At 42.2% G+C, this 22,301-nt stretch carries 23 protein-coding genes; 9 read left to right on the top strand and 14 right to left on the bottom strand.

All coding sequences use genetic code 11. The annotated features are described in order from the left end of the window. The first annotated feature begins 174 nt into the window (after nt 1-174). Together BWP33_RS09915 and fghA are read left to right on the top strand one after the other, a co-directional pair. The gene (locus tag BWP33_RS09915; protein ID WP_002641456.1) at nt 175-1,296 is read left to right on the top strand and encodes an S-(hydroxymethyl)glutathione dehydrogenase/class III alcohol dehydrogenase; all 1,122 of its coding nucleotides are present in this window, start codon (nt 175-177) and stop codon (nt 1,294-1,296) included. Nucleotides 1,297-1,385: 89 nt separating this feature from the next. Further along, nucleotides 1,386-2,234, top strand: coding sequence for an S-formylglutathione hydrolase (gene fghA, locus BWP33_RS09910; RefSeq protein WP_002641457.1), 849 nt, complete (start codon nt 1,386-1,388; stop codon nt 2,232-2,234). A gap of 347 nt (nt 2,235-2,581) precedes the next feature. Here the strand turns inward: fghA and BWP33_RS09905 are convergent, their stop codons facing one another. Both BWP33_RS09905 and ubiA read right to left on the bottom strand, forming a co-directional pair. Next, entirely contained in the window at nt 2,582-3,211 is a 630-nt protein-coding gene (locus tag BWP33_RS09905) for a Smr/MutS family protein (RefSeq protein ID WP_002641458.1), read from the bottom strand. A 72-nt stretch (nt 3,212-3,283) separates the two neighbouring features. After that, on the bottom strand, nt 3,284-4,183 hold the full coding sequence (gene ubiA / locus BWP33_RS09900) for a 4-hydroxybenzoate octaprenyltransferase (RefSeq protein WP_002641459.1): 900 nt from the start codon (nt 4,181-4,183) through the stop codon (nt 3,284-3,286). A gap of 146 nt (nt 4,184-4,329) precedes the next feature. Here ubiA and pncB point away from each other — a divergent pair, with 146 nt between their 5' ends. The 3 genes from pncB to trpD all read left to right on the top strand — a co-directional run bounded on the left by pncB (nt 4,330) and on the right by trpD (nt 7,278). Further along, nucleotides 4,330-5,529, top strand: a complete 1,200-nt coding sequence (gene pncB, locus BWP33_RS09895; protein WP_002641460.1) for a nicotinate phosphoribosyltransferase — start codon at nt 4,330-4,332, stop codon at nt 5,527-5,529. Between the two features lie 45 nt (nt 5,530-5,574). Next, a complete protein-coding gene (gene metW / locus BWP33_RS09890) occupies nt 5,575-6,156 on the top strand; it encodes a methionine biosynthesis protein MetW (protein ID WP_002641461.1) in 582 nt (193 codons plus the stop codon). A gap of 96 nt (nt 6,157-6,252) precedes the next feature. Continuing rightward, nucleotides 6,253-7,278, top strand: coding sequence for an anthranilate phosphoribosyltransferase (gene trpD / locus BWP33_RS09885; protein WP_002641462.1), 1,026 nt, complete (start codon nt 6,253-6,255; stop codon nt 7,276-7,278). An 80-nt stretch (nt 7,279-7,358) separates the two neighbouring features. Here trpD and BWP33_RS09880 read toward each other — a convergent pair whose 3' ends face one another. Continuing rightward, nucleotides 7,359-7,838, bottom strand: a complete 480-nt coding sequence (locus BWP33_RS09880) for a chorismate--pyruvate lyase family protein (protein WP_002641463.1) — start codon at nt 7,836-7,838, stop codon at nt 7,359-7,361. A gap of 3 nt (nt 7,839-7,841) precedes the next feature. Next, nucleotides 7,842-8,657, bottom strand: coding sequence for a posphoenolpyruvate synthetase regulatory kinase/phosphorylase PpsR (gene ppsR / locus BWP33_RS09875; RefSeq protein WP_002641464.1), 816 nt, complete (start codon nt 8,655-8,657; stop codon nt 7,842-7,844). 183 nt (nt 8,658-8,840) lie between these two features. Here ppsR and modA point away from each other — a divergent pair, with 183 nt between their 5' ends. From modA to BWP33_RS09860, 3 genes are read left to right on the top strand one after another with little or no spacing between them, the layout of a single operon-like run. Then, nucleotides 8,841-9,584 (top strand): molybdate ABC transporter substrate-binding protein, encoded by a 744-nt coding sequence (gene modA / locus BWP33_RS09870; RefSeq protein ID WP_002641465.1) that lies wholly within the window; start codon nt 8,841-8,843, stop codon nt 9,582-9,584. Between the two features lie 44 nt (nt 9,585-9,628). Next, nucleotides 9,629-10,297, top strand: a complete 669-nt coding sequence (gene modB / locus BWP33_RS09865; protein ID WP_002641466.1) for a molybdate ABC transporter permease subunit — start codon at nt 9,629-9,631, stop codon at nt 10,295-10,297. A gap of 12 nt (nt 10,298-10,309) precedes the next feature. Then, entirely contained in the window at nt 10,310-10,975 is a 666-nt protein-coding gene (locus BWP33_RS09860; RefSeq protein ID WP_002641467.1) for an ABC transporter ATP-binding protein, read from the top strand. Here BWP33_RS09860 and BWP33_RS09855 read toward each other — a convergent pair. The 10 genes from BWP33_RS09855 to mnmA form a co-directional block, all read right to left on the bottom strand. Beyond that, complete coding sequence (locus tag BWP33_RS09855) at nt 10,961-11,251, bottom strand: putative quinol monooxygenase (RefSeq protein ID WP_002641468.1); 291 nt, start codon at nt 11,249-11,251, stop codon at nt 10,961-10,963. The two genes, BWP33_RS09860 and BWP33_RS09855, sit on opposite strands and share 15 nt — an antisense overlap. A gap of 67 nt (nt 11,252-11,318) precedes the next feature. Next, complete coding sequence (locus tag BWP33_RS09850) at nt 11,319-11,741, bottom strand: TOBE domain-containing protein (protein ID WP_002641469.1); 423 nt, start codon at nt 11,739-11,741, stop codon at nt 11,319-11,321. Between the two features lie 12 nt (nt 11,742-11,753). Beyond that, the gene (locus BWP33_RS09845) at nt 11,754-12,416 is read right to left on the bottom strand and encodes a response regulator (protein ID WP_002641470.1); all 663 of its coding nucleotides are present in this window, start codon (nt 12,414-12,416) and stop codon (nt 11,754-11,756) included. Between the two features lie 36 nt (nt 12,417-12,452). Continuing rightward, nucleotides 12,453-14,390 carry a type IV pili methyl-accepting chemotaxis transducer N-terminal domain-containing protein gene (locus tag BWP33_RS09840; RefSeq protein ID WP_244903118.1) on the bottom strand — a complete coding sequence of 646 codons (1,938 nt, stop codon included), beginning with the start codon at nt 14,388-14,390 and terminating at the stop codon, nt 12,453-12,455. 69 nt (nt 14,391-14,459) lie between these two features. Further along, entirely contained in the window at nt 14,460-15,842 is a 1,383-nt protein-coding gene (locus BWP33_RS13180; RefSeq protein WP_002641472.1) for an MFS transporter, read from the bottom strand. A gap of 134 nt (nt 15,843-15,976) precedes the next feature. Beyond that, nucleotides 15,977-17,200, bottom strand: coding sequence for an MFS transporter (locus tag BWP33_RS13175; protein WP_002641473.1), 1,224 nt, complete (start codon nt 17,198-17,200; stop codon nt 15,977-15,979). Between the two features lie 381 nt (nt 17,201-17,581). After that, nucleotides 17,582-19,015: a radical SAM protein gene (locus BWP33_RS09825; RefSeq protein ID WP_002641474.1), complete on the bottom strand. Its 1,434-nt coding sequence runs from the start codon at nt 19,013-19,015 to the stop codon at nt 17,582-17,584. Between the two features lie 61 nt (nt 19,016-19,076). After that, entirely contained in the window at nt 19,077-19,325 is a 249-nt protein-coding gene (locus tag BWP33_RS09820; RefSeq protein WP_002641475.1) for a hypothetical protein, read from the bottom strand. 50 nt (nt 19,326-19,375) lie between these two features. Next, nucleotides 19,376-20,131, bottom strand: coding sequence for a prolipoprotein diacylglyceryl transferase (locus BWP33_RS09815; RefSeq protein ID WP_002641476.1), 756 nt, complete (start codon nt 20,129-20,131; stop codon nt 19,376-19,378). A 22-nt stretch (nt 20,132-20,153) separates the two neighbouring features. Then, nucleotides 20,154-21,245 carry a tRNA 2-thiouridine(34) synthase MnmA gene (mnmA, locus tag BWP33_RS09810; RefSeq protein WP_002641477.1) on the bottom strand — a complete coding sequence of 364 codons (1,092 nt, stop codon included), beginning with the start codon at nt 21,243-21,245 and terminating at the stop codon, nt 20,154-20,156. Between the two features lie 291 nt (nt 21,246-21,536). Between mnmA and BWP33_RS09805 the strand changes: the two genes are divergently transcribed. After that, nucleotides 21,537-22,286: a HesA/MoeB/ThiF family protein gene (locus BWP33_RS09805; protein ID WP_002641478.1), complete on the top strand. Its 750-nt coding sequence runs from the start codon at nt 21,537-21,539 to the stop codon at nt 22,284-22,286. The last annotated feature ends 15 nt before the right edge of the window (nt 22,287-22,301 follow it).

Here is a 22,301-nt window from a genome sequence, read left to right as displayed (position 1 = left end):
ATGAATACAGATTCTTAAAAAAATGGAAAAATAGAGTAACCGTTTCAGGGAATTCTACTGATATTAAACCCAAATCAGCATCAATTAATTATGCTAAAAGCAGCTTGGAATGTATTTTTCAGGCTGCTTTTGCTCTATAATGCTTTTCCTTTCTACATTAACAGGATATACATCATGACGCAGTTCATCAAAACCCGTGCAGCCGTTGCTTACGCGCCCAATCAACCTTTAGTCATTGAAGAAATTGACTTAATGCCACCACAAGCAGGCGAAGTACTGGTACGCATTGTGGCAACAGGCGTTTGCCACACCGATGCCTACACCTTATCAGGACAAGATTCCGAAGGCGTATTCCCTTGCGTTTTGGGACACGAAGGTGCTGGCATCGTAGAAGCCGTAGGCGAAGGCGTTACCGATTTTGCGGTTGGCGACCACGTTATTCCGCTCTACACTGCTGAATGCAAACAATGCAAATTCTGCACATCAGGCAAAACCAATCTTTGTTCTTCCGTTCGCGCCACACAAGGCAAAGGCTTAATGCCAGATGGCACCACACGTTTCTACAAAGATGGCAAACCAATTTATCACTACATGGGTACATCTACTTTCTCTGAATACACAGTGGTTTCACAATATTCATTGGCAAAAATTCAAGATGATGCGCCATTGGAAGAAGTTTGCTTACTCGGTTGCGGCGTAACCACAGGCATCGGTGCAGTTACCAAAACCGCTAAAGTCAAAGCGGGCGACACCGTAGCGGTGTTCGGTTTGGGTGGTATTGGCTTGGCAGCGATTATTGGCGCACGAATGTCTAAAGCCAGCCGCATTATTGCCGTTGATATCAATCCCGATAAATTCGCCAAAGCCAAAGAATTGGGTGCAACCGATTTTGTCAATCCCAAAGATTACGACAAACCGATTCAAGACGTGATTATTGAAATGACCGATGGCGGCGTAGATTTCTCATTTGAATGCGTTGGCAACGTAGATTTGATGCGCGCCGCGTTGGAATGCTGCCACAAAGGCTGGGGCGAAAGCGTGATTATCGGAGTTGCGCCTGCAGGAGCAGAAATCAAAACGCGTCCATTCCAATTGGTAACAGGACGTGTGTGGCGCGGTTCGGCGTTTGGCGGCTACAAAGGTCGCAGCGAATTGCCTGATTTAATTGACCAATATCAACACGGTGAGTTTAAATTGAGCGATTTCATCACACATACCATGCCATTGGAAGACATCAACAACGCGTTCGATTTGATGCACGAAGGCAAATCGATTCGTACAGTCATTCATTTCTAAGAACCTGTATTCATAGCCAATAAGCTGGGTATTGACCCAGCTTCATTCAGGCAGCCTGAAAATAGACAACACCAATTGGAAACAGATTCATGCTCACTTTACTCAACGAATACAAACATTTCAACGGCGCACACCGCCGCTATCGCCACTTTTCTCAATCCAACCAATGCGACATGATTTTCGCCATTTATCTGCCGCCGCGAGCCCTTTCAGGCAGCCGCGTACCCGTATTGTATTGGTTATCAGGTTTGACTTGCACCGATGAAAACTTCGCCACCAAAGCAGGCGCACAACGTTATGCCGCCGAACACGGTATCGCCATTGTGATGCCCGACACGTCTCCGCGTGGCGATGATGTACCCAATCAAAATGCCATCAACATTGGACATGGCGCAGGTTTTTATGTGAACGCCACCCAAGAACCATGGGCGAAAAACTATCATATGTATGATTACATTGTGAATGAATTGCCTGATTTGATTGAACAAAATTTCCCAGTCAATCAAACTCGCAGTATTGCAGGGCACAGCATGGGTGGACACGGCGCATTGCAAATTGCCATCAAAAATCCAGAGCGTTATCAATCAGTTTCTGCATTCGCGCCGATTGTATCGCCCAGCGATTCTGCTTGGGGGCAAGCCGCATTCCGTGAATATTTAGGCAAAGACACTGCCGCATGGAAAACATACGACAGCGTTACATTATTGCGCGAAGCCGAAACTTTATTGCCATGTAAAATTGACCAAGGCACAGCAGATGAGTTTTATCCACGCGAATTGCAGCCTGAAAAACTGGCTCAAGTGGCGGCAGAACGCGGTTTCGCGTTAGAACTGAATATGCGCGAAGGTTACGACCATAGCTATTATTTTGTCAGCACATTTATTGGCGAACACATTGCATTTCACGCGAAATATTTGGCAGTGCTTCAAAAAGTATGATACTGGAAAAAAACTACAAAAAATAGTTTATTGGCGCATCAACTGACATACAGTTAAACCGCATTCTGCTTTGGTTAACTAACTGATTAATATGGTAAGAGCCTGTGTTCGTAATCTTGGAACCTGTATTCATAGCCAATTGCGATGGATTTTAGCCTCATTTGGCACGCCTGCTGTGTTGAATTTCATGCTAATAGTAACAATTGGCATAAAATTTGCCTTACATTCGCACCGACTACTGGGACAACAATCCATTGCGATTAGCTATGAATACAGGTTCTTAAAAACACTGGTTCTAAGAAGCAACTTTTTACACCATTATGCAAAAACCATTACTCCCTCATACATTATCTCTCTTCCGCAAATGGGTCAGTTCGGCGTGGACGTTTAATTAAAATGCGCACCGCACCATCATTGCCTTTGCGTGGCTCACAATACGCCAACACATCGGGGTGCTGCATTAACCAACGGCGTACCAGCGATTTCAACACAGGCTTGTAACCAGCTGACCCAAAACCACTGCCATGCACAATCTCGCCACACACGCCACGTTGTTTAACAAATTCAATGAATTCGTTTAATACTTGCTGAGCTTCTTCTTGGGTATAACCGTGTAAATCTACGTCCGCCACCACTTCGTAATGTCCATTTTGTAGGCGTTTGATGTCGTTGCTGCCTTGTCCATTTTTGCTGAATGTGGCTGGGATTTCCATTGTGTAACCATCACCGACATAGAAAAAATGTTCTTCGGCTAAATGTTCGGTTTGGGGACGTGGTTTGATGGGGCTGCGGTCGGGAGGGGCGATGTAATTGCGGTTGGGATTTTTTAGAGGTTGCACGTCTTTCATGAGTTCTGCGAAACTTTCTTCTGCTTGAATTTGTTGCTGTTTTTTTGCAATAGCAGCGGCTAATTCACGCGCTTTGGTTTCGGCTTTGGCTTGCTGATGCAATTGTTTTAAAGTATCTTGAAAATTCATTTGGTTGACTCTTTCGGTGTCTTCAGGCTGCCTGAAAAATCAATAACCCATTATTTAATTTAACATAATGATTCACATATAAGAAAAGTGCATCACAATACCCAAAAACCACATCATGCCAATTTTGTTGTTGTCCAAAAAGGTATTGAAACAGGCTTGCGGGTCGCGTTTTTGAATTTGAATATAAAAATTCCATTGTAAATAAATAGTTAAAACCATAATCCACCAATAAGGCCACATCGCACCAATACTAAAACCCACTTGTATCATAAAAATATTAAACAACGCATAACACGCCATCGCTGCTTCTGCATCGTATTTACCAAATGTGATGGCAGATGTTTTGATGCCAATTTTTAAATCATCAGCTTTGTCTGCCATCGCGTAGATGGTGTCATACGCCAACGTCCAAAACACGTTCGCCGCAAATAGCCACCACGCCAACGCCGACAATTTCCCCGTTATCGCCACAAACGCCATCGGAATCCCAAATGAAAATGCCAAACCCAAATAAAATTGTGGTATCGGAAAAAAACGTTTCATATAAGGATACGAAAACGCCAAAAATACCGCAGGAATCGCCATAATCCACGTTTTATAGTCAAACGGTATCAGACACAATGCCGCTAAAATACACAAAAATCCTGTTAATTTATACACTTCTTTTTTGCTTACCAAACCACGCGCCGCAGGACGTAAATGCGTTCGTGCAACGTGCCCATCAAATTTGCGGTCTGCCCAGTCATTTATCACGCAACCTGCGCTGCGCATCAAAAATGTACCAATTGTAAACATGATAATTGTCAACAAATCAGGTTTGCCATTGGACGCAATCCAAATCGCCCAAATAGTTGGATACAACAGCAACAGCGTCCCAATCGGACGATCCAGTCGCATCAATTGTGTGTAAACGGTTAATTTGCCAATCAAACGCGGGTGCATGATTTGCGACAATAATTTTTTGATTTTCATAAATTTCCTTTGTTCAAGCAAATTTTTATTTTCAGGCAGCCTGAAAACTAAAAAGCGCATTATAGTATAAAACTCACGCATTTAAACGTTTCATGGTTTATAATCAAATTCAATTTTTTAACGTTTCAACACAAATGGAAAATGCCATGACAACGCCTATTATCCAATCTTTGCTGGACACCGATTTGTACAAATTCACCATGTTACAAGTGGTGTTACACCAATTTCCACAAGCGCATGGTGTGTATCACTTTCACTGCCGAAATGCACAAACCGCCTACCCATTGGCTGACATCAAAGATGATTTAGAACGTGAGTTAGATGCACTTTGCGAATTAAAATTCACACAAGACGAATTGGCTTATTTACGCAGTTTTCGTTTTATTAAAAGCGATTTTGTGGATTATTTGGAATTGTTTCAATTAAAACGCCGCTTTGTCTATGTTTCGCCAAGTGAAGATGGCAGGCTGAATATCACGGTACAAGGTCCGATTATTCAAGCGATGTTCTTTGAAATTTACATTTTGGCGATTGTGAATGAACTTTATTTCCGCCGTTTGGAAACCTCTGAAGTATTGGCAGAAGGTGAAAAGCGGTTACAAGAAAAAATTGTTTTATTGAAAAAATTAAATGGCCGCCAACACCCCGATGATAACCCTTTTTTGGTGTCGGATTTTGGCACGCGCCGTCGCTACAATCGTCAGTGGCAAGAATACGTTGTGCAGAGTTTTCAGGCTGCCGTCCCTGAAATTTTCCGTGGAACCAGCAATGTGTATTTAGCCAAAAAATTCAATATTGCTGCCATTGGCACAATGGCGCACGAATTTTTACAGGCATTTCAGGCGCTTGATGTTAAATTGCGCGATTTCCAAAAAGCCGCTTTAGAAGCATGGGTACATGAATATCGTGGTGATTTGGGCATTGCGCTTACAGATGTGGTGGGGATGGACGCATTTTTGCGTGATTTTGATTTGTATTTTGCTAAATTATTTGATGGGTTGCGCCACGATAGCGGCGATCCCTATGCGTGGGGCGAAAAAGCCTACGCGCATTACCAAAAATTAAAAATTGATAGCCGAACCAAAATGCTCACTTTTTCCGACGGTTTGGATTTGGAAAAAGCGTGGGATTTGCATCAACATTTTAAAGGGCGATTCAAAACCAGTTTTGGTATTGGCACAAATTTAACCAACGATATGGGTTTGGAAACGTTAAATATTGTGCTGAAATTGGTGGAATGCAACGGACAATCAGTCGCTAAAATTTCTGACACCGCAGGCAAAACACTGACCACTAACAATACCTTTTTAGCATATTTGCGCCAAGTTTTTCAAATCGCAGAATAAATAATAAAATTATCTTTCTGAAAACCCATTCGATGGAAAAAAATCATGAAATTACGCGAAGATTTACAATTAATTTACGACTGGATTCCCGACCACAGTCATGTGTTGGATTTGGGTTGTGGTGATGGTGAATTATTGTCGGCTTTGACCACTCATAAAAATTGTACGGGTTACGGCGTGGAAATTGCCACCGACCGTGTTCAGGCAGCCATTGAGCGTGGCGTGAATGTGATTCAAGCGGATGTTGAAGCAGGATTGGCGGCATTTGGTAGCCACAGTTTTGACGTGATTGTGTTGAGCCAAACCATTCAAGCCATGCGCGACACACAAGCCATTTTGCGGAATCTGACCCATGTTGCCAAGCAAGCGATTGTGAGTTTTCCTAATTTTGGTTATTGGCGCAATCGGTTGCAAATTGGTTTGAGTGGGCATATGCCTGTGAGTGAACGAATGCCACATCAATGGTACAACACACCCAATATCCATTTGTGTACGCTGCAAGATTTTGAATTATTGTGTGCCAAAAATCAGCTGCATGTGCTGGAACGCGCCGTCATGACGGGTAACAAACGCGTGGAAAAACTACCTAATTTATTGGGAAGTTTGGCGTTTTATCGGGTTGGCTGATAATCTATAGTCGTTTAAAATAAAAAATACGACTGCGTTGTTGGTTTCTTTCAGGCTGCCTGAAACCCATTAACCCAAAGAAACAAAGGAAAAAACATGATTACCCCCCAACAAGCCTTAGCCCGATTAGTGGATAATAACGAATTATTCTACGATGAAATGCAAGATTTAATGCGCCAAATCATGCGCGGTGAAGTACCCCCCGAACAAATCGCGGGGATTTTGGTTGGTTTACGTGTGAAAGTGGAGACGGTGTCGGAAATTGCAGCCGCCACCAGCGTGATGCGCGAATTCGCTACCAAAGTGCCTGTGCAAGATGTTGATAACTTAGTGGATATTGTCGGTACGGGGGGCGATGGTGCAAAAACTTTCAATATTTCCACAACGTCCATGTTTGTGGCGGCTGCTGCGGGCGCGAAAGTAGCGAAACACGGTGGGAGTTCGGTGTCCTCATCAAGCGGCGCGGCGGATGTGTTGGAAGCGTTGGGGGTGAATTTGATGCAATTACCTGAAAAAACAGCGAAAAGCATTGAATCATGTGGCATGGGTTTTATGTTTGCACAAAATCATCACATTGCGATGCGCTATGTTGCGCCTGTGCGTAAATTGTTGGGTTTTCGCACGATTTTCAATATATTAGGTCCAATGACCAATCCTGCTGGTGCCAAAAATCAATTAATTGGTGTGTTTCACGTGGACTTGTGTGGTATTTTGTCGCGTGTGTTGCAGCAATTGGGTTCAAAACATGCATTGGTGGTGCATGGTAGCGATGGTTTGGACGAAATCACGGTTACGGGTCGCACGCGCATTGCCGAATTAAAAGACGGTCAAATTGTGGAATACGATATTTCTCCCCAAGATTTTGGTTTGCCGATTTATGACAATTTGGACGCACTCAAGGTCAATAACGCGCAAGAGTCATTGGCATTAATGAACGCGGTTTTAGACAACACTGCGCCTGATGTGGCGCGTGATATTGTGTTGTTGAATACGGCGGCGTGTTTGTACGCTGGTAATGTGGCAGGCAGCCTGAAAGATGGGCTGACGTTGGCACGTGAAGCATTGGTAAGTGGCAAAGCCAAAGCCAAACAATTGGAATTTATTCAATTTAATCAAATTTAATGGCATAAAATACGCCGTCATAGTCGTTTAAAATTAACAATACCATTGTTGCCTTGTTCTATTTTTATTTTAAACGACTATTATTTTATTGAATTGACGTTGGTTATAAATTTCTCAATTTCCTGCAAAAAACATTCCACCAAATACAACCGTTCCCCCTGCCACTCAAACCACGACCGCCGTGCCAATAGATAATTTTCAGGTTGTGCAAATTGAATTTCATTGCGAATTAAACCTTTCAGGCTGCCTGAAAACAAAATTTTCCCCAGCGGGGTTGTGCCACAATCCAAAATTTCACGCCACATCGAATTCATCGCACACACACTTTGCGCGTGAACCACAGGCACATCATTCAAACACAAAATGACACTACGCCCAAACATGGTTTCAGGCAGCCTGAAATCGGCAAAATAGGGAAAATCACTTGTTTTGCCAAAAGATTTTAGTTTTACTGAAAAATCAGCTAATTCAGATAAAGTTTGTGTTAAAGAATCGGCTTGCGCCCAGTTGCGTAAAGGAGATGGGGCAGGGCAGTTGTTTTGCCAAATCAAATCATTCATTAATTAAAATTTCTTTTTCAATTTACACGACTGCATAATATAAACTGCTAATTCTTCTACAGATTTATGCGTGGTATTGGCAAACGGAATGCCGTAGCGGCGAAACATGGTTTGTGCGTCTGCGACTTCTTGTTTGCAAGTATTAATGTGTGAATAAGTGGAATTGGCGCGGCGTTCTTCGCGGATGTTGTGTAGGCGTTCGGGTTCAATGGTCAAACCGAACAATTTGTTTTTATAGGGTTTAACCATACGTGGCAAATCTGGATTGCCCAAATCATCGGGCGTGAGTGGATAATTGGCGGCACGAATCCCATATTGCAACGCCAAATACAAACAAGTTGGCGTTTTGCCTGAACGCGACACACCCATTAAAATGACATCCGCTTGTTGCATATCGGCATCGGAAGAGCCATCATCATGATTTAACGCAAAATTGACGGCTTCCATACGCGCATCGTATTTTTGTACATTGTGAACACGACTTTGGATAATACGTTGTGCGGTTGCCCCCAATTCTTGTTCTAAAGGCGTGAGAAACGCATCAAAAAAACTCAAATGCAATGCTGGTGCAGTTTTCACAATTTGGCTGATTTCCTGATTAGAAATACTGGCAAACACAATCGGATGCACGCCATCTTTTTCTGCAAATGATTGAATTTCCATGATTAAATCTTGTGCTTTAGTGGGCGTATCAATAAATGGGCGACTGTATTGGCGAATGGGAATATCTTTAAATTGTTCCAAAAGTGCGTTACACATAGCATCTGCACTGATGCCCGTACGGTCAGAAACAATAAAAGCGCGGCGCATTTCACTCATCATTTTGTCCTTATAGCAGGTTGTAGTTGGGAAATTATAGCGTAAAAATGCTTTTCAGGCTGCCTGAACAATACTACTTTAGAACTAATCTCACCCATAATAAAAATAGTGAATGGATTTTCATGTTTATTTTGTTATGCTGTTGCGTTCAATTAGTTGAACTGTTTATATTTGGAGAATACTATGAAATTGAAAACATGGATTTTATTTACTTGCTTGGTGGCCGCACCTGTTCAGGCAGCAGATATTACGGTTTCGGCAGCCGCGAGTTTGAAAGATGCCTTTCAAGAAATTGCGCAAAATTACGAAAAATTGTATCCGCAAGACAAAATCAAACTCAATACGGCTGCCTCTGGTGTGCTGTTGCAGCAGCTTTCGCAAGGTGCGCCTGTTGATGTGCTGGCAACAGCTGACCAAGAAACCATGGATAAAGCCATGAAAAAACAATTGATTAATTCAATAACACGCCAGAATTTTGTGCGAAATGCATTGGTTTTGGTTACACCCAAAAATTCACCTAACCATTTGACTAAATTGGCAGATTTGCAACAAGTGGGCGTGAAGAAAATCGCCATAGGTAAGCCCGAAAGCGTACCTGCTGGTAAATATGCACAAGGTGTGTTGCAACAAGCTAATCTATTTAATTCATTGAAAAATAAGTATGTTTATACGCAAAATGTTCGTCAAGCTTTAGATTATGTGTTTCGTGGTGAAGTGGACGCAGGTTTTGTGTATCGCACTGATGCCCAATTGAAACAATTTGCGCTGAATATCGTGGCAGAAGTGCCAACTAATCCGCCCGTGGTTTATCCGATTGCGGTAACCAAAAATAGCCACGATGCCACTGCTGCCAAGCGTTTTGAAGATTATGTGTTGTCCGTGCAAGGTCAAATGGTGTTGCGTCGATTTGGTTTTGCGAAACCATGATTTTTCAGGCTGCCTGAAGATTTTAATAACAATTTGATTATTTTATGCAAAATATTTTACCTGCTTTATTATTGTCGCTAAAAGTAGCGGGTTGTGCGACTTTTATTAATTTGATATTGGGGACGCTACTGGGTTATGCGTTGGCAAAAACTCGCGTATTGGGACGTGATTTGCTGGACACAATATTGACTTTGCCGATGGTTTTGCCACCGACTGTGATGGGATATTATTTGCTGGTTTTGTTTGGTTCGCAAGGTAAATTGGGTCAATGGCTTAAGCAAACTTTTGATATTAATCTAATTTTTACATGGCAGGGTGCGGTATTAGCGGCGACAGTGGTAACTTTTCCATTGATGGTCAAACCTGCACGCGCGGCGTTTGAGAATGTGAATCCGCAATTGGAACAAGCTGCTAGAACTTTGGGCGTGAATGAATGGGCGATTTTTTTTCGGGTAACGTTGCCTTTGGCATGGCGTGGGATTTTGGCGGGTTTGTTATTGGCATTTGCGCGGGCGTTGGGTGAGTTTGGTGCGACTTTGATGATTGCAGGCAGCATTCCCAATGAGACACAAACCTTGTCTATTGCTGTGTACGAGGCGGTACAGGCTGGCGATGATGATTTGGCAAATCAATTGGTTATCATCATTTCGCTGGTGTGTGTGGCGATTTTGTGGTTGACGCAATATTTAAGCAAACCACGTTACCAATCCTAAAAATAAATTATTATGATATTTGATTTTAATTTGCATAAAAAAATTATTACGTCTAATCATGAGTTTATACTTCATTCAGAATGCCAAAGTAATGCCAAACGCATTGCCATTATTGGGGCGAGTGGTTCTGGGAAAAGTCTGACTTTGCAATTGTTGGCGGGGCTGCTCAAACCGCTTTCAGGCAGCCTGAAAATTGATGGAAAACTATATGGCGATACCACGCAAAAAATTTGGTTGCCACCACAAAAGCGCGATGTGGGTGTGATGTTTCAAGATTACGCGCTGTTTCCGCATCTGACGGTGGCGCAAAATGTGGCGTTTGGCTTGCAGAATCATTGGCGTGATCCCAATCGTCAAGTCAATGAATTAACAGAAAAATGGCTCAACCGTATGCAGTTGAGCCATTTGGCCAATCATTATCCGAATCACATTTCGGGTGGGCAGAAGCAGCGTGTGGCGTTGGCGCGAGCGTGTATTCGTCAACCGCGTTGGTTGCTTTTGGACGAGCCGTTTTCTGCCTTGGATACCGAATTACGCCAACAAATGCGTTTGGAAGTTTCTGATTTACAAAAAGAATTGGATATTCCCATGTTGCTGATTACCCATGATAAAGCCGATTGCGATGTGCTGGCAGACGAAATTTGGCGCATGGAAAATGGGAAATTAAGCCGCCAATAATTCTAATGTATCAATCGTCAAACCGTTGGCGGTCAATTCAATTAAACGCGGCGCATTTTGAACAAAAAATTCATGTGCCAAATGCGCGTCCAAATCGGCTTGACTTGCCCATTTTTCTACGAATGCGTATTCGGTAATTTTATCGGTAACTTTGCCGCATTCATATTGCAGGCAGCCTGCGTGTCCACGACTGGCACGGATGAATTCACGCGCCACTTTTTCAAATTCAGCTTGTTTTTCAGGCAAGACGATGCAGCTTGCATATACAGCAATCATTTGTTGCTCCTAAGTTTTTTTGGAAAAACAAAATTGTAGCGCAAAACGTTTCAGGCTGCCTGAAAAATCACACCAAACCTAAAATAGTGTTGGACGCATTAAACACTGCGTAAATTTCTTCTCCAGCGTGAACGTCTAAATGTTCGCTGCTGTCCAATGTGATGGTGGCAACTGCATTTTCACCATTTTTTAATGAAATCAACACAATATTGTTTACTGCACCACGTTCCACCGCGTCAATCGTGCCGAGCAAAACGTTTTCTGCCGACAACCGAAACGGCGTGATTTCCGCCATCAGCGATACCGCAGACGCTTTAATCATCACAATCGCCATGTTGCCTATTTTGGGTTGCAGTCGGGCGAACGCGTGTGGGCTGATATGACTATATACAATAAAATCATGCTGTTGTACTGCAATTTGGTAGACACCATTTAATTCATCAATTTGGCTAATGACACCGTGAAAGCAATTTCGGGTACTGGTTTTCATGTTATTCCTAAATTAATGAGCGGTTGGTTGTGGGACTTTGTGTTGCACAGCATATACGGCAGCCTGAACGCGGCTACTAAGTTCTAATTTGCGTAAAATATTTTGAACGTGTACTTTAATGGTGAATTCTGCTAAATCCAGTTGTCTGGCGATGATTTTATTGCTGTGTCCTGCGGCCAAATGCCCTAAAATTTCCAATTCGCGCGGTGTGAGTGTGTCTAACGCGCTGCCAGTGCCTGCGTTGTGCGGACGAATCAGCGATTGTACCAACCGCGCCGTCATCTCTGGCGAAAACACATTGTCGCCATCAACAGCACGTTTGATGCTGTCAACTAAAAAATCGGCGTTGATGTTTTTCAGCAAAAAACCACGCGCCCCAAAGCGCATACATTCGGTTAAATCTTCGCTGTCTTCCGAAACTGTTAACATCACAACATTTTGTTCGCTGCGAACGCTGAGAATTTGTGCCAATGCTTCGCGCCCGTTCATCACTGGCATATCTAAATCCAGCAAGACAATATCGGGTTTGGTTTGTTCCACCAACTTCACGCCACTCAAACCGTCAGCCGCTTCGCCCACAATATCAAAATCGGCTTGGCGAGAAAGCAGTGCTTTGATACCGCTACGGAACAAATTATGGTCATCAATTAAAACAATGCGAATTTTTTGATTCATTTTATTCTTTCTTGTTTTCAGGCTGCCTGAAAAAATTTATTCTAAAATACGTTCACTTTTTGGCAATTTCAAATAGATGGTTGTGCCATGATTGGATTGAGATTGTAAATCAAATTGTGCGTGAATGCGTAACGCTCGTTCACGCATAATTCCCAAACCCACATGGCTGCCTGAAAGCGAATCCAATATTTTGACATCAAAGCCACGCCCATTGTCATGAATTTTCATGGTAAAATCGTCGGCATTATCAAAATAAATTGACACATGATTGGCTTGGGCGTGTTTGCGGATATTGGACAAACTTTCTTGCAAAATAAAAATAAATTGCAATTGCTGTTCGCTGCTTAATGGTGCGCCGTCGCCTGACCAATGTATCTCAATTTCATTTTGTGTTTGTTGCTTGAAACGCTGCGCCAATGTGTCTACGGCTTCGGCGAATTCTTTGCGCGTGATTTTGGTGCGGAAATTCAGCAGTAATTCGCGGACATCATCGTAACATTCTTTGACACCATCTTTAATAAATTGTAATGTTTCAGCGACTTCCGTATCATTTTTGGCTTTCAGTGAGCTTTCCAACATTTGTGTTTGCAGATTAAGAAAATTCAAAGTTTGCGCGATGCTGTCATGTAAACCTTGCGCCATGAGATTGCGTTCTTGCATAACGGCGAGTTGTCGGCTTTCTTCAGTTAAACGTAAGTTATTGACTGCGCTACCTAATTGCTGGCAAAGTGAGTCAATTAAATTGTCCAAATTGCCCAATTCCAATTCTTCGTGAAAATACAGCGTGAGCATACCCAAATCTTGTCCTTTGTAGCGAATTTGGAATACGCGTAAATAATGAAAACCAAAATGACTGCAACTGGTTTTATCGGTAATTTGTTCAATTTCTTTATGAAAATAAATGGGTTGCCAACTGTCTTTCTGCACAGCTTGACCACACAAACAATCGTCAATGCGTTGGCACGCGGCGGCAGTTTGTAGGTTTTCAGGCAGCCCAATTTGTGCGATTAAATCCAATTTTTGTCTTTTAAAATCAATAAGTCTGATGCTGCTGGCTTGTGCTGGTACAAACGAAATGATTTTTTGCAAAAAACCTTCACAAGCTGCACTGGTGTTATGAGCTTGATTCAAAAAATTGGAGAAATAGTATAAAGTTTCAAGTGTTTGATTTTTAAATTTTAAATCTTGAGTTTTTTCGGTAACTTGTTGTTCTAAATTGCTGTACAGTTGCTGCAGATGGTTGCTCATTTGATTGAAGCCGTCATCTAATTCAGCAAATTCACTCACGTTATCTACTTGAACTTGAACACCAAATTTCCCATTATGAATTGCATGAACGCCTGTTTGCAGTTTGCCCAACGGTTCCAGTACCCACAAATTCAACAAATACACCATCACCACTGCGCTAATTAATACCATCACCAACAACGACATTTGAAATAATCTCAATAAATTCAAACGATTGGATTGAGATTGTTCAATTGCGTAGGTAAGGTCATCAATTTTGTTTATAAGATTTTGAATATTATGTATATTTTGGTTATTTTTCTGAAAAGGTTGCAAAAAATGAGGCTTAATCAGCAACCAATTTTGTTGGATTTTCCGCAAATTTTCTTCAATAATTTGGCTGTGTGGTAGAAACAATGGGCGTTTGGGGTCGCCATTTTTTAGTGTAGCAAGTGTTAATTCAAATTGTTGAATTTGTTGATTAATTTCATCATATGATGCATGATTATTGTGCAGCAATGCCAAACGATAAGTCTGCATACGCAAACTGCCCGTATCGTTGATGGCTGCTCCTGCGCCCTGCATTCGCCACGATAACAACAGCGTGAACGCAATCGCACACAATGCCGCCAATAACCACAACACCGTCAGTGATTTCAAACGAAAAGAAAGACTTGAAAAATGATACGACATAATAATTAATACGAAAATGATTTTCAGGCTGCCTGAAAAATGGCTTTCAAGCAACCTGAAGATTATAGAATAAAATCAGACGGAAACCTTGAAATATTCGATGTTATTGCGTGTTATATCAGATTAACATTTGGCTTCCGCGTCTTTTCGCGCATAATACCACCAATTCAACACCAAACAAATCGTGTAAAACACAATAAATCCCACAAACGCTCCCATCACGTTACCTGATAACTCTATGGATAAACTATAACTTTTCGGAATGAAAAAGCCACCGTATGCCGCAAATGCACCCGTAAAACCAGCTACCGCTGCTCCTTCTTTCGCTGCACTCAAACGCGCTTGTTCGGCGGTTTCTAAACCTTGTTCGGCTAATTTTTGGTGCAAATTCAAGAAAATCACGGGAATTTGCATGAAAGTTGAACCATTGCCCAATCCAGTCAGCGCAAACAATGCCACAAAACACGCAAAAAAGCCCCAAAAATGACCACCTTGTCCACCACTTGGCAAAAAGCAAATGACGCCTATTACTGATAAAATCATGCCAATAAACACCCATTGCGTTACTTTCGCACCACTTTGGATTTTGTCTGCCCACATTCCGCCTACAGGTCGCGCCAATGCACTGACCAACGGTCCAACAAACGCATATTTCACAGGGTCAATACCTGTAAATTGACTTTTCGTCAGTAAGGCAAAACCTGCCGCAAATCCCAAAAATGAACCAAATGTACCCAAATAAATAATACACATAATCCAATTATGTTTTCTTTTGAAAATAATGGCTTGTTCTTTGAAGCTGGCTTTTGCATCTGCCAAATCATTCATGCCAAACCACGCCGCTAAAGTGGATAAGATAATCAGTGGCACCCAAATAAACCCTGCATTTTGTAGCCATAATTGTTTGGTAACATCGCCTTTTGTCCATGTTTGTGCCTCGCCACCAAACGCACCAAATACACCCACCGTAATAATCAGCGGTACAACAAATTGCACCACCGATACGCCCAAATTTCCCAAACCAGCATTTAAACCCATTGCCGTGCCTTTTTCGGCTTTGGGGAAGAAAAAGCTAATGTTTGCCATACTAGACGAGAAATTTCCCCCGCCAAATCCACACAATAACGCCAGCAAAACCATCACACCATAAGGTGTCTGATTATTCTGTACCGCAAAACCAAGCCCAATCGCAGGCAGCAATAAACTCGCGGTAGAAATCGTTGTCCATTTACGTCCACCAAATACAGGTACCATAAATGAATAGAAAATTCTCAAAGTCGCGCCCGATAGCGCAGGCAATGCTGCCAACCAAAACAATTGATTTTCCGTGTAAGTGAAACCAATATTCGGTAAGTTTACCACTGCTACGCTCCACACTTGCCAAATTGCAAATGCCAACAAAAGTGCAGGAATGGAAATCCATAAATTCCGTTTAGCAATTTTTTTGCCTGTTTGCTGCCAAAATTGTGGGTCTTCAGGTTGCCAATGAGTGATGACTTTAGACATAAATTTTGTCCTAAAAATAAATAAAATAAATAATTAAAAATAATTGAAGAACTTGCCTTTTCAGGCTGCCTGAAAAATAATTTTGTCAATTTATAGTCGTTTGCCTTGTCTTATTTTTATTGTAAACAACTATGTTATTGATGTTTTTGACCTTTGAATGAAAAATGCATACAAATCAATGAAACACAAGTGCAGCCATACAGCAACATAAACGCCGTAGAACGCACCCCAGACCAATCTAATAATGCACCAAATATAATCGGTAACAAAAATCCACCCAAACCACCCGCTAAACCCACGGCGCCCGATACCGCACCAATATTGTCGGGATAGTCGTTTGCCACAAATTTAAATACCGATGCTTTGCCAATGGCCATTGCAATCCCAGCTGTAAACATCAAAATGGTAAACACCACTACATTCAAATGAATATGAAACGCTAAATCGCCATTTTTACCGTGAATCGTGAAATTTGTGTCAGGATACGACAAAATAAAGAAACACACCCACAATACCCACATCACGCCCCAAGTAACTTTGTATGCCCCAAATTTGTCCGATAAATAACCACCTACCGCACGCAATACCCCACCAGGTAATGAAAAACACGCTGCCAATAAAGCTGCTTGTTGCATGGTTAGATTGTATTCGTCAATGTAATATTTGGTCATCCACAACGCCAATGCCACATAACCCCCAAACACCACCGAATAATATTGACTGTAGCGCAACACCCCCGCATCTGATAACAACATAATTTGTTGTTTTAAAGATGCTTTTGAAGTAACCAAATGTTTGGGATCATGGTAGCTGAAAAACCAAAATGCAATCGCAGTTGCCAACATAATGCCAGCGTACACATTTGGGACGATTGTCCAGCTTCCCAATGCAATCAAACTTGGTGCGATGAATTTATTCAGTGCGCTGCCTGCATTGCCTGCACCAAAAATGCCCATTGCCAAACCTTGCTGTTCTTTCGGAAACCAACGTGCTACATACGGTGTCCCCACCGAAAATGCACCACCAGCCAAGCCCATAATCAAACCAATCAACAAAAAATGCCAATATTGGGTTGCAAATTGCATCGCAAAAATAGCGGGCACACTCAACAGCATCAACACAAACATCACAATTCGCCCACCAAATTTATCCGTCCAAATGCCCAGTGGCACACGAATCAATGACCCAGATAACACAGGTAATGCCGCCAAGAAACCAAATTCGGTTTCACTTAAACCCAATTGTTTTTTAATCGGAATACCTACCACCGCCAACATCATCCAAATCATGAAACAGACTGTAAAGGATACAGTACTGGAAATCAGTACGGCATAACGTTTATATTGTTCAGAAGCCATTTTATTTGTACCTTTCGTATTGAAAAATTGGTTTAAGCAGGTATAAGTTACCCTTATCTATTGATTGGCGCATTCTCTTGAAGTTTGTACAAATAAATTCTTTTGGATTAGTTTGAATTAGCCTAAAGAGTTAGTTCGGCATAATGTGATTATTTTGTTTGAGTTATTTTGTTAATACATTTGATTTTCAGGCTGCCTGAAAGAATAAGCAGCCTGAAAAAGGTTTTTTGAAAAAGGTGTTGATAGTGGTTTCAGAACCCGTATTCACAGTCAAGCGCGATGTCTTTTTGCTAAATTTGGTACGTCTGCTGCGTGAACGCTATTGGCAAAAATCCATTTCACGTTGGTTATGAATACAGGTTATTGTTTTAAATGACAATATTATTTGGTTTGCCAAAGCATATTGCTTGTGTCAATTTTGTTGCGAATATTGGTTAATTTGGCTGCCATTTCAGGGCGATAGAATAGGTTGTAGCTTTCAAATGGTATCAGTTTGCCATCAGGCGTGGCAAAGTGGATACAGGATTTTTTCAGGCTGCGTATGTCTAAATTCTCTGCGTCCATAAATTGAACAATCAGTATACGAAAGACGTTTTGGTAACCAAATTGTTGTGGCGCAGCAATTTCAGGTAGGCAGCACATCAGTTCACTGAGACAATTTGCTTGTGATTCGGGGCTGTGATTGGTCGAGAAGAGTTTGAAAATGTGGTTTTTCAGGTTGTGGTCGTGTTCAAAAACAATGGTGTTGTTGGCATTTTCTACTAGGGTTTTGGGGTCTAAATAGCGAGTGAGGGGAACGATGCCACTGTCATCTTTGAAAGCGTATGCCATGGCGAGTGTGTCGGGATTACAGGGAACAGGCATGATGTCGTCTGTGCTGAAAATGTTGCTTTGTTCAATAATCTTGCGGCGGATTTCGCTGACGGTTAAGCGGTTTTTACTGTTTACGTTTTCGGTGCGTCCTGCAAATTGTACGGGTTGCAAAGTTACACCACGCACGCATGGTTGCTTGGTAGCGAAGCGGATAATGTTGCCAATATCGTGGTCGTTTACGCCTTTGGCTACGGTTACAACGAGGGTAGTGGATAAGCCAACGCGGTTGAGATTATCCAGTGCTTGTTTGCGGATGCGGCTTAAATCTGCACCACGTAGGGTTTGGGTTACTTCATTGTTAAGTGAATCAAATTGCAGGTAGATTTCTAAGCCGTGCAAGCCACTTTGGGCAAGCTTTTCTACAAATTCAAAATCTTGAGCAATTCGTACACCATTGGTATTAATCATTAAATGTTTGATGGGGCGTTTTCGGGCAGCGGCGAGAATGTCAAAAAATTGGGGGTGAATAGTGGGTTCGCCACCTGATAGTTGAACCACGTCGGGTTCACCTTCATTGGCAACGATGGCATCTAGCATTTTTTCTACAATTTCAATAGGATAGTGTTCAGTTTGATGCGTGCCACTGCTGGCAAAGCAAACGGGGCAATTCAAATTGCAGGCACGGTTAATTTCTACGATAGACAGACAGGAGTGTTGCATGTGGTCGGGGCAGAGTCCGCAGTCGTAGGGGCATCCGTAGTGCATTTCGGTGTTAAAACGTTGTGGCATCTCGGGTCTTTTAACGAAGACTTCGCGTCCTAAGCGGTAGTAGTCCACGTCATCGCTAATGAGTACACGTTGCATACCATGATTAGGACACCATTTATCCATATATACATGGTTGTTTTTAAATATAATTTTAGCTTCAATCACTTTATGGCATTCGTTGCAAATGCCTGTGGTGGTGTCGTAAAAGTGGTAGGGGCGGTTTTTGCGCGACATGGTTGTTCCTTGATTTTGTTTATTAAATGGGTTGTATGGTTTTCAGGCTGCCTGAAACGGTTTATTCAGATTCGGAATCGGGATTTTGTTTGGATTGTGGTCGGTTCGGTGGGGCAGGGGAATTGTTGGAAAGCATTTTGATAAGCGTCATCACAAAAACAAGCATTCCAACTGGAATGGCTGACAGTACAATAAGCATTTGTAGGTAACTATGGTTAAACAAGCCAACAGCACATATGCCAAAACCTACCACAAATGAGGCAAGGGTTGCTAAAAACAGTGCAATAATAAAATTGAAAAATTTTTTCATTTTTCTTCTCCGAGATGCTTTAAGGCTGCCTGAAAGCTATTTGTTGTCTATTATTCTACTGTTTTCCGATAAGTCGCCGCAATAATAATCAAGCCAAATATACACACCCACTGAATCCCGCTCCAGCCAAACCACCAGCCAGCAGGCGCAGGTTTCAGCCCATCAATCAATAGCCGCCACAGCAAATAACCAAACATCAACACACGAAAGGTCAATCCTTGCTCATGTGTGAAAAATTGTCGCCATTTGGGTAACAAAATCAGTGCAATTAAAGCCATCAGCCATTCGTATAACTGAGTTGGGTGTCGCGCCCCATCACCAAAATCCACACCCCAAGGTAAATCGGTGTGCATACCATAAGTACCGTCATGTAGTCCAGCCGCAAAACAGCCCGTACGCCCAATCACCAAACCCAACAAAATCGGCGCAACAAAATCATCACCCGTACGCGACCGAATCCCTGCGATTTTTTTGCCAATCTCTACACCAATCCAACCACCCAGTAATCCACCTACCACGCTTTGCCCCGATATGACCGCCAGCCAAAATTGCTGTGGATTCGTTTGTGCCAAACCCCATAATTCAGGAAATTGCAAAATAGACACCAATTTATTTCCCGTACCTGCGCCAAGCAAACAAAATATCAATACCCAAATACCGCTTTTGTTGGCAAGCATGGAAGGGCGTCCGTTGTGTTTACGCAAATGGTTATACAACATAAAGCCACCGCTTAAAGCCAACCATTCGGTCATGGCATGAAATAAATATGCTTTGGTTTGGTCATGAAAGACAAGTGATTCCAGCATAAATAGTTCCTTAAAAATATTTTTACAATTTGATTAATGGTTTATCGGTTGCGGTAATGATGCCACCACCCAAGCAAATTTCCCCATCATATAACACAGCAGATTGTCCGTGAGTCACTGCCCATTGTGGTTCATTAAATAATAATTCAGCTGTATCATCAGATAGATAGCGTAATTCACACGCGGCATCTGCCATGCGGTAACGTGTTTTACAGGTATAGCGTCCTGCGACTGGTTTTTCAGGCAGCGTCCAGCTTAACTGATTCATTTCCAATGAATTTGTGTACAATAATTCGTGGTCATGCCCTTGTACAACCAACAATTCATTTTTCGGTAAGTCTTTGCCCACCACAAACCACGGCTCGCCCGCACCGCCAATTCCCAAACCTTTGCGTTGTCCAATGGTGTAAAATGTTAAGCCAACGTGTTCACCAACGATTTTGCCTTCGGGGGTAACCATGTTGCCGTTGTGGGTTGGTAGGTATTTTTGCAAAAACTCGCGAAATGGGCGTTCGCCAATAAAGCAAATGCCTGTGCTGTCTTTTTTGGTGGCGGTAGGTAGCTTCAATTCTGTCGCCAAACGGCGCACTTCGGTTTTTTGCAAATGCCCTAATGGAAACAAGGATTTTTCCAATTGATGTGGTTGTAAACGGTAGAGGAAATAGCTTTGGTCTTTGTTGTTATCCAATCCGCGCAACAAATAATGCACACCATTGCGGATTTGTTTTCGGGCGTAGTGTCCTGTTGCAATGGCTTCTGCGCCCTGTTCAATGGCGTAATCTAAGAAACATTTGAATTTGATTTCAGCATTACACAGCACATCAGGATTGGGTGTTCTGCCTGCTGCATATTCTTGCAGAAAATAGGCGAACACTTTGTCTTTGTATTGCGTGGCAAAATTGACGATATCAATATCAATGCCAATGATGTCAGCAACTGCCATTGCGTCTAGTGAATCTTGTTTGATGCTGCAATATTGGTCGTTGTTGTCGTCTTCCCAGTTTTGCATAAATACGCCATGTACGTTTGCGCCGTCTTGTTTGAGTAATGCGGCGGTTACGCTAGAATCCACGCCACCCGATAGTCCAACAATAATATTTTGATTTTCATACATTTTTGTATAGTCCTGTTTATTTGATTCGTGCTATTTTATCACAAACCCGTTTGCCAATATTTTGCAGGCAGCCTGAAAGAACGCTTACAATACATCTTTCAGGTTACCTCAAAAACGTTACAATATTATTTTCAATGGATTTATAGTCGTTTAGAATAATAACCTGTATTTAATAGTCAACGTGTGAATACAAGTTCTAAAAAATAGGACAAAGCGACCGCCACAGCTGTATCCATCTGGTACATAAGGGAAACGCTATTTTCATTTTAAACGACTACACAAAAAATCATCATGAATGACGCGCAATTATTACGTTACAGCCGACATATTTTATTAAATGAAATTGGCATAGAAAATCAAGAAAAATTATTACAATCAACAGTTTTGGTAGTTGGGTGTGGTGGGTTAGGTGCGGCGGCGTTGCCTTATTTGGCATCAGCTGGCGTGGGCAAACTCATCATTGCAGACCCAGATACCATTGACGAAACCAATTTACAACGCCAAATCAGTTACACCGAGCGCGATTCAGGCAGCCTGAAAGTTGAACGCATGGCACAATTTTTACAGGAACGCAACAGCCATTGTGTGATTGAAACTCATAATAAATATTTAAATTCAAAAGATTTATTTAATTTAACTGCGCAAGCTGATGTGGTGTTGGATTGCAGCGATAATTTTGCCACGCGTCAAGCCGTGAATGCGGCGTGCGTGGTCAATCGTAAACCATTGGTGTCGGGTGCAGCGGTACGATTTGATGGTCAACTGGTTGTTTTTCGTGCAGATTTAGCAGATGCGTGTTACCACTGCTTGTTTGATATGGCGCAAGCCGATGATGGGGCGTGTGCGTTGTTTGGTGTATTTTCACCGTTGGTGGGTGTGATTGGCGCGGCACAAGCAGTTGAAGCTTTAAAAATTTTAATGGATTTGCCTGTGGCGGCGAATATATTGCGTTGTTATTTTGCACTAACTGGTGAGTGGCAAACATTTAAATTTGCTAAAAATCCAGCCTGTCGTGTTTGCCAGTCATCGGATTTATCGTAAAATAATCGCTTTACA

The organism is Simonsiella muelleri ATCC 29453 (assembly GCF_002951835.1).
GTDB classification, from domain to species: Bacteria; Pseudomonadota; Gammaproteobacteria; order Burkholderiales; family Neisseriaceae; genus Simonsiella; species Simonsiella muelleri.
Note: the sequence above shows the minus strand (reverse complement) of the source record. Positions and strands in the feature narration are given on the sequence as shown.